General features: G+C 50.9%; 2 rRNA genes. Both read right to left on the bottom strand.

Going from position 1 to position 1,898, the window contains the following annotated elements:
• Window positions 1–117: ribosomal RNA gene (rrf, locus tag BUB93_RS11195) — 5S ribosomal RNA — on the bottom strand.
• 76 nt (window positions 118–193) lie between these two features.
• Window positions 194–1,898, bottom strand: a 23S ribosomal RNA gene (locus BUB93_RS11190); the annotation flags it as partial.

Genomic DNA, 1,898 nt, shown 5'->3' with positions numbered 1-1,898 from the left:
ATCCCGCAGCGACATACTCTCCCAGGACGTCTCCATCCAAGTACCATCTGCGCAGGAGGACTTAACTACTGTGTTCGGTATGGGAACAGGTGTAGCCCCTCCGCCATTGCCGCGGAATAATTAAATCTCAAATGAGATTTGAAAACTGCATAAACTACATAAGCAAAGTATTGTTTCAATCATTCTAAACCTATTGGTCAAGTCCTCGGTCTATTAGTACCAGTCAGCTGAATGCATTTCTGCACTTACACCTCTGGCCTATCAACCCGGTCGTCTACCGGGGACCTTACTTCTTTCGAATGAGATATCTCATCTTGAGGGGGGCTTCGCGCTTAGATGCCTTCAGCGCTTATCCCTTCCAGACTTAGCTACCCAGCTATGCCCTTGGCAGGACAACTGGTGCACCAGAGGTCTGTCCATTCCGGTCCTCTCGTACTAGGAACAGCTCCTCTCAAATATCTTGCGCCCACGACGGATAGGGACCGAACTGTCTCACGACGTTCTGAACCCAGCTCGCGTGCCTCTTTAATGGGCGAACAGCCCAACCCTTGGGACCTACTACAGCCCCAGGATGAGACGAGCCGACATCGAGGTGCCAAACCTCCCCGTCGATGTGGACTCTTGGGGGAGATAAGCCTGTTATCCCCGAGGTAGCTTTTATCCGTTGAGCGATGGCCCTTCCACTCGGTACCACCGGATCACTAAGCCCGACTTTCGTCCCTGCTCGAGATGTCTCTCTCGCAGTCAGTCTACCTTTTGCCTTTGCACTCTACGAATGATTTCCAACCATTCTGAGGTAAACTTTGGGCGCCTCCGTTACTCTTTCGGAGGCGACCGCCCCAGTCAAACTGCCCACCTGGCAATGTCCCATAACCGGTTAACGGCTACTGGTTAGAATTTCAGTATGGTAAGAGTGGTATCCCAACAGCGGCTCAGATAAAACTAGCGTCCTATCTTCTCAGCCTCCCACCTATCCTGTACATACAATACCAAAATCCAATGCCAAGCTACAGTAAAGCTCTACGGGGTCTTTCCGTCCTGTCGCGGGTAACTCGCATCTTCACGAGTACTACAATTTCACCGGGTGTGTTGTTGAGACAGTGCCCAAATCGTTACGCCTTTCGTGCGGGTCAGAACTTACCTGACAAGGAATTTCGCTACCTTAGGACCGTTATAGTTACGGCCGCCGTTTACTGGGGCTTAAGTTCATGCCTTCGCTTGCGCTAAGCAGTCCCCTTGACCTTCCAGCACCGGGCAGGCGTCAGCCCCTATACTTCATCTTTCGATTTAGCAGAGACCTGTGTTTTTGCTAAACAGTCGCTTGGGCCTTTTCTCTGCAACCTTTCCGTATCATTTTACAATAACCGGATTAGGCTCCCCTTCTCCCGAAGTTACGGGGTTATTTTGCCGAGTTCCTTAACAACACTTCTCCCGCTCATCTTAGGATTCTCTCCTCATCTACCTGTGTCGGTTTGCGGTACGGGCACCTTTTTCCTCAATAGAAGCTTTTCTCGACAGTGTGAAATCAGCTGCTTCCCTACTTTATTTTCGGTCCCCTTCATGCCTCATGCTTCACGGATCCCGGATTTGCCTAGGATCCACACTCGACATTTGGCCCGTCTCTTCCATTCGACGGGTCAGCTTATCCTCCTGTGTCACTCCATCTCTCAAACAGTTAAAGGTGGTACTGGAATTTCAACCAGTTGTCCATCGCCTACGCCCTTCGGCCTCGGCTTAGGTCCCGACTTACCCTGAGCGGACGAACCTTCCTCAGGAAACCTTGGATTTTCGATGGAAAGGATTCTCACCTTTCTTTCGCTACTCATACCAGCATTCTCTCTTGTGTACAATCCACCTCGCCTTCCAGCTCAGCTTCGCCTCGTACACAATGCTCCCCT

The organism is Alkalibacter saccharofermentans DSM 14828 (genome assembly GCF_900128885.1).
In the GTDB taxonomy this organism is placed as follows: domain Bacteria; phylum Bacillota; class Clostridia; order Eubacteriales; family Alkalibacteraceae; genus Alkalibacter; species Alkalibacter saccharofermentans.
The sequence above is the reverse complement of the archived record's forward strand: the minus strand, read 5'-3'. Positions and strand labels throughout refer to the sequence as shown.